Annotated in this window: 2 protein-coding genes; both read right to left on the bottom strand. The window is 65.0% G+C overall.

Annotated features, from left to right (window positions below):
• A partial coding sequence (locus tag B4M43_RS14270; protein ID WP_296268083.1) for a YDG domain-containing protein occupies window positions 1-5,306 on the bottom strand: 5,306 nt, incomplete at its 3' end.
• A 48-nt stretch (window positions 5,307-5,354) separates the two neighbouring features.
• Entirely contained in the window at window positions 5,355-6,335 is a 981-nt protein-coding gene (locus B4M43_RS14265) for a tetratricopeptide repeat protein (RefSeq protein WP_296268082.1), read from the bottom strand.
• Between the last annotated feature and the right edge of the window lies 1 nt (window position 6,336).

Here is a 6,336-nt window from a genome sequence, read left to right as displayed (position 1 = left end):
TCGGCGCCTAATGGCGACACGTTCGCGGTACCGTTCAGCGTGGCGGCCGCGGTGCCGTCATAGACCTTATCGTCAACTGCAACGCCAGTGACTGCGAGATCCGCTCTGCTGATCGAAGCGTTGAGACCGATCGGTTGGACGAGGTTGTAATTGCCAGCATCGCTTCCGGTCAGGGTATAGCCACTGGCAGTGACGGCCTTGCCCGTACCAGCATTCTTGTCCGCGAAAGCAGCGGTACCGGTACCGCTTAACGCTACAGCATCGTTGCCAAAGGCGTTGACCTGCGCAGTGCCGTTCAAAGTCGCCGCAGTGGTGCCGTCATAGACTTTGTCGGCAGCGGTGACGCCAGTGACCGCCAGGTTGGCTTTCGCAATATCCGCCGTCAGGTTACTCGGCTGTACCAGTGTGTAGTTGCCAGCATCGCTCCCGGTCAGGGTATAGCCATTGGCAGTGACGGCCTTGCCCGTACCAGCATTCTTGTCCGCGAAAGCAGCGGTACCGGTACCGCTTAACGCCAGAGCATCGTTGCCAAAGGCGTTGACCTGCGCAGTGCCGTTCAAAGTCGCCGCAGTGGTGCCGTCATAGACTTTGTCGGCAGCGGTGACGCCAGTGACCGCCAGATTGGCTTTCGTGATATCCGCCGTCAGGTTGCTCGGCTGTACCAGGGTGTAATTGCCGGCGTCGGCACCGCTCAAGGCATAACCGGTGACCGTCACGGCTTTGCCGATGCCTGCGTTCTTGTCGACGAATAAGCCAGTAGCACTCCCGACGAGGGAGACCGCATCGGCGCCTAATGGCGACACGCTCGCGGTGCCGTTCAGCGTAGCGGCTGCGGTGCCGTCGTAAACCTTGCTATTGGCGCCCAGGCCCGTCAGGGCCAGAAGCGCCCTACCGATCGTCGCGGTCAGGCCCGTTGGCTGGAGCAGGGTGTAGTTGCCGGCGTCCGTACCACCAAGGCTGTAGCCGCTGACGGTCACGGCCTTGCCGACGCCCACATTCTTGTCGTCGAACGCGCCCATACCGGAACCAGCGAGGGTAAGCACGTCGCTGCCCAAACCCGTGACCGAGGCGTTGCCGGTCAAGGTCGCAGCCGTGGTGCCGTCGTAGGTCTTGTCGGCCGCTCCCACGCCTGCGACGGTGATATCCGCCCTGGCGATGCTGGCGCTGAGGCCGGCAGGCTGGACCACATCGTAGTTGTCGGCGTCGGCACCCACCAGGGTATAACCGCTCACGGCGACGGCCTTGCCTACGCCGGCATTCTTGTCGGCGAAGGTGGCGGTGGCGGTACCGGCGACCGATACGACATCGCTGCCGAATGCGTTGACCGATGCGAGACCGTCCAGGCTCGCCGAAGTGGTGCCGTCATACGTCTTGTCGGCGGCTACAAGCCCTGTGATGCCAAGGCTGGCCTTGGCGATATCGGCGACGAGCGCCGGCTGTATCAAGGTGTAGTTACCGGCATCGAGGCCGGTCAGCGTGAGGCCCGAAACGAAGACCGATTTGCCGGCCCCGGCATTTTTGTCGGCGAAGGTGCCGCTTGCGTTGCCATTCAGAGTAACGGCATCGGCGCCGATGGGTGTGACGCTGGCCGTGCCATTGAGCGCAGCAGCCGTGGTGCCGTCGTAGGTTTTGCCATTGGCGCCAAGCCCGGTCACTGCCAGGCTGGCCTTGCCGATGGTGGCCGTCAGGCCGGTCGATGGCACCAGATTGTAGTTGCCGGCATCGGCGCCGCCGAGGGTGTACCCGCTGACGTTCACAGCCTTGTCGACGCCCGCGTTCTTGTCGTCGAAGGCCGCTGAGCCGCTGCCCGTGAGGTTGAGTACATCGCCACCGTAGCCCGTGACCGAGGCGCTGCCCGTCAATGTCGCGGAAGTGGTGCCGTCGTAGGTCTTGTCGGCGACGGTCAATCCGTCGAGGGCGAGATCGGCCTTGAGAATGTCGGCGGTCAGCCCTGTCGGCTGAATGGCGTTGTAGTTGCCCGCGTCGGCGCCGGCCAGGGTATAGCCCGTTGTCGTGACGGCCTTGCCCGCGCCAGCGTTTTTATCGGCGAACGTGGCATTGCCTGTTCCGTCCACCGTCACCACATCGCTGCCCAAGGCTGCGACCGCCGCGGTCCCGACCAGTGTCGCGGCCGTGGTCGCATCGTAGACTTTGTCGGCGGCCGCGACGCCCGTGATGGCAAGGTCGGCCTTGGCGATAGTGGCGCTGAGGTTGGTCGGTTGCGCCAGGTTGTAATTCCCGGCATCGGCACCGGCCAGCGTGAAGCCCGAGACGGACACCGCCTTGCCCACCCCAGCGTTCTTGTCGAGGAAGTTGCCGCTTGCACTGCCGGTTACGGCGACGACATCGGACCCGATGGGCGAGACGCTGGCCGTACCGCTCAAAGTGGCTGCAGTGGTCCCATCGTAGGTTTTGTTGTTGGCCACGATCCCGGAGAGAGCCAGATCGGCCTTGCCGATGCTGGCAGTCAGCCCTGCAGGTTGAACCAGCTCATAGTTGCCGGCGTCCAGGCCGCCGAGGGCGTAGCCGGAAACGTCGACCGCCTTGTCGGTCCCAGCGTTCTTGTCGAAAAAGCTCGCGCTCCCGGTTCCGCCCACCGAAACGTCGTCGCTCCCCAGTGCAGCGACGGTCGCAGTGCCGGTCAGCGTTGCTGCCGTAGTGCCATCGTAGACCTTGTCCGCAGCGGACACGCCCGACAACGTCAGGCTGGCTCGGGTGATGGCCGCGCTCAGGCCGGTGGGCTGGACGATGCTGTAGTTGCCCGCGTCCGCGCCGCTGAGCGTATAACCCGTGACGCTGACCGCCTGGTTGTTCGCCACGTTCTTGCTGGCGAAAGTACCGATACCGGTGCCGGCGACCGAAACTACGTCGCTGCCCAGCGCTGCGACCGTTGCGGTCCCGCTGAGCGTGGCGCCCGTCGTGCTGTCGTAGACCTTGTCTGCGGCAGCGATGCCCACAACCTGCAGGCTGGCCGGCGTGATCTCGGCACTGAGCCCGGTGGGCAGGACCAGGTTGTAGTTGCCAGCCGATGCGCCGGTCAGCGTATAGCCCGTCACGTTCACCGGTTTCAGGGTGCCGACGTTCTTGGAGTCGAACGTGCTGCCCATGCCGCTTCCCGCGACCGCCACCGCATCGCCGGCGACGATCCCGGAGGCCACTGCCGACCCGCTCAACGTGGCCGACGTCGTCCCGTCATAGGTTTTGCTGTTGGCGGCGATGCCAGTCAACAGCGCGTCGGCCTTGAAAATGTCGGCGGTCAGGCTATCCAGACCGTTGACCGCATACTTGCTCGCGCCGCCTCCGCCAATGTTGACGCCGCTGATGGTCACGGCCTTGCCGGTGCCCGCATTCTGGTCCGCGAAGGCCACGCTGGCACGGCTGAAATCGAAGAAGGCATCGGAAGGCAGGCTGCCGCGCCCAGTGATATTGCTGATGGAGGTCGCCGCCGTGCCGTCGTAGGTTTTGCTTGCCACGTTGGCGGTGAAGTTCACCAGCATGTAGGCCTTGAAGTTGGCGGCATTGACCTGGTTGTTGCCGTTGTCGGGATCGACCAGCCCCGCATAGTCGGTGGGCCTGCTGTAGAAGGTGGGGTTGTAGTAGAAATCGACCGAGCCGGTGTCGGCATACACCGCACCGTTCCTACCCAGGTCGATGGTGCCGATGCCGGTACCCGTGTTATCGGCACGCAAGACGATGTTGCCCCCACCGCCGCTGGCGTCGATGACGGCGTTGCCCTGGAATTGGACGTTGCGCAAGGCGCTCAAGGTCAAGGTCGTCGAGCTGCTCCAGCTGCCGATGGCAATACCGTCTTGCAGGATGATGTCACCGTTGCCGCTGACGCCCGGTCCGCAGGCGACGGCCGTGCAGGAGACGTTCTGCCCGGTCTTGATGGTGACGTTCGAGGTCTCCAGCGCCTGGGTGATCTGGTCGTACCCGATGTCGTAGGCTTCGCCACTGAAGCCGCCGATTCTCAGGTCCTGCGGGTCGAGCAACCACTCGCCCGTTCGCCCCTGGGCGGCCGAGGTGTCCACCGTCGCTGCAGCGCCCACCTTCAATCGCTTGCCCGACGTTTCCACGGCACCGCCGTCACCGCCGCGCTGTCCGGCTCGGGCACTGATCGCGCCCTCGAACGTGGTGCTGCCATCGGACCAGACGGCGACCTTGCCGCCCTTGCCCTGGCCGAGGGCATCGGCCTTGAGGGTGCTGCCCGCCGCCACGGAGACCGTCTTGGCGTTACGCTCGGGCCCGGCGCCCAGGAAGTTGCCACCCACCAGTGCCGTGCCGCCAGCCAAGTCCGCACTGACGTCGATGGAGCTGTGGGCCTCAAGGTTGACGGTATCGCCGAGCACCTTCACGACGCCTCCGGTTTCGCCAGGGTTGCGGCCTGAAGCGTCGAGCGTGCCGCTGTTGCTGACGACACTTTGCGCACCGCCACCCAGCACGATGGTGCCGTTGACGTTCTGCACGCTGCGCGCTTGAACGATGCCGGAGTTGTTGACCACGCTGGCCAGCACTGCGTCCTTGGCCCCTGCCGACATCACCACTGCGCCGCCGTCGGCCTGAATCAGCCCGCCGTTCTGCGCCAGCCCCTGCAGCGTGCTCTTGTCCACCTGAAGGTTGACCAGCTTGTCGCCGGTGAAGGACAAGGTGACTTCGCTGCCCGCCCCCAGTGCCGTCGCGCCGCCAGGCGTCTTGATCGTGCCTCGGTTCTCGACCTTGTTGCCCACGAAGGCGACGTAGCCGCCCTGCTTGGTCGCGATGTTGCCCTGGTTGACGACAGTGCCCGTGCCCGAGCCGCTGAAGGTCTGGGTGGCCGCAGACAACGCCCGGTCGCTGATGTCGAGGGTGGACGCCACCAGCGCGCCCACGTTCACTTGCGACCCTGCGCCGAACACGATGCCGTTGGGGTTGACCAGATAGACCTTGCCGTTGGCATCGAGCTGGCCGAAGAACTGCGTGGGGTTCGCATCGGCGATGCGGTTGACGGCGACCGCGCTGGTGGAGGGCTGGACGAACTTGACCGATTCGGCACTGCTGGTGTTGAACGACTGCCAGTTCACCGAGAGGTTCTGGCTGCCCTGGGTGATGGTCGTGGTGGCGCCTGCCTGGCTGATGCTGCCATTGCCCGCCGTGATCTCACCGCCTTGTGGCCCCGCTTGCGCCAGCGGCGTGGCGACGCTGGCCACGGCCATCACGCCCAGGGACAGTTTGCGCAGGCTCTTCTTGCCCGGCCCGAGGGTGAGTTCGGACACCGCGATCAAGGCTTGGTGCGCCGGGCTCCAGATAAGACGGTAGACGTGGTTCATGGTCGATATCCCATGCGCGTGCGAGCGCTGATTGTTGTACGTCGGGGCTTACCGTCGGTTCGCCTCGGGTCTGCTGAAAGCGGCCAGGTGCTCCGCCACGCGACGGTCGAGCGCTGGTTGCCATTGCGCCGGCATGACGGCCAGCACCAAGTGTTCGATACGTTCGATTTCGGCCAGTTGCTGGCGCGTGTGCGGCGCAGACTTCGCGGCGCTGTTCCACATGTACACCTTGGCCAAGTCCTGGGGCGTGAGGGCCCCGGTTTGCGGATCGAGCGGCGCGTTGGCGTAGACGATGGCCGTGGCCAGATAGGCCGGGGCATATCCCTCTCCCGCCGCGTGCTCCAACCAGAACCTGGCCTTTTGCGGATCGGCGTCACCGCCCACCCCCTCGCTCTGCATCACGCCGAGCTGGAATTGCGCCTCGAGGACATGCCGTTCGGCCGCCTGTTCGTACCAGAATCTGGCCAACCCCAGGTTTTGCGGGACTGCGCTACCTTCACGATAGTAGTTGGCCAGGGCCATCATCGCTGGCGTCGACTGGGCCTGGGCCGTCAAGGTGCACAGGGCCAGGCCCCTGGGCACATCCTTGGCGACCGAGCGGCCTGCGATGTACAGCTCGCCGGCTGCACACGCCGCCGCAACGAGCCCACCGTCCACGGCCGCCTGGTACCACTTCACGGCGGCCTGGCCGTCCACTGGCATTCCAATGCCCTGGGCGTTGCAATCACCATAGAACTGTTGCGCTGCCGGGATCGAGGCGTGCGCCGCACGACCGAACCAACGACAGGCCGCTGCGGGATCGGGCAACCGACCCCAACCGCCCCGCTCCATCAGGCCCAAGGAAAACTGGGCAAGTCCATTGCTAGCGGCGTGCCGTTGGTATTCTTGAAAAGCCACCTCGAAGTTGCGTTCGGCCAAGGCCTGATCTGCACGCTCAAGGCCCTGACGCAAGTCGCGCACGTGGGAAGGGATCGCCGCTGCGTTTGCGCCCATGCTCAACAGCAAAAACAACATAAGGGTCGGACGCACG

The sequence above is a fragment of the Pseudomonas sp. UBA6562 genome (genome assembly GCF_002434265.1).
Classification (GTDB): Bacteria; Pseudomonadota; Gammaproteobacteria; order Pseudomonadales; family Pseudomonadaceae; genus Aquipseudomonas.
This window is presented reverse-complemented; position numbering and strand designations above follow the sequence as displayed.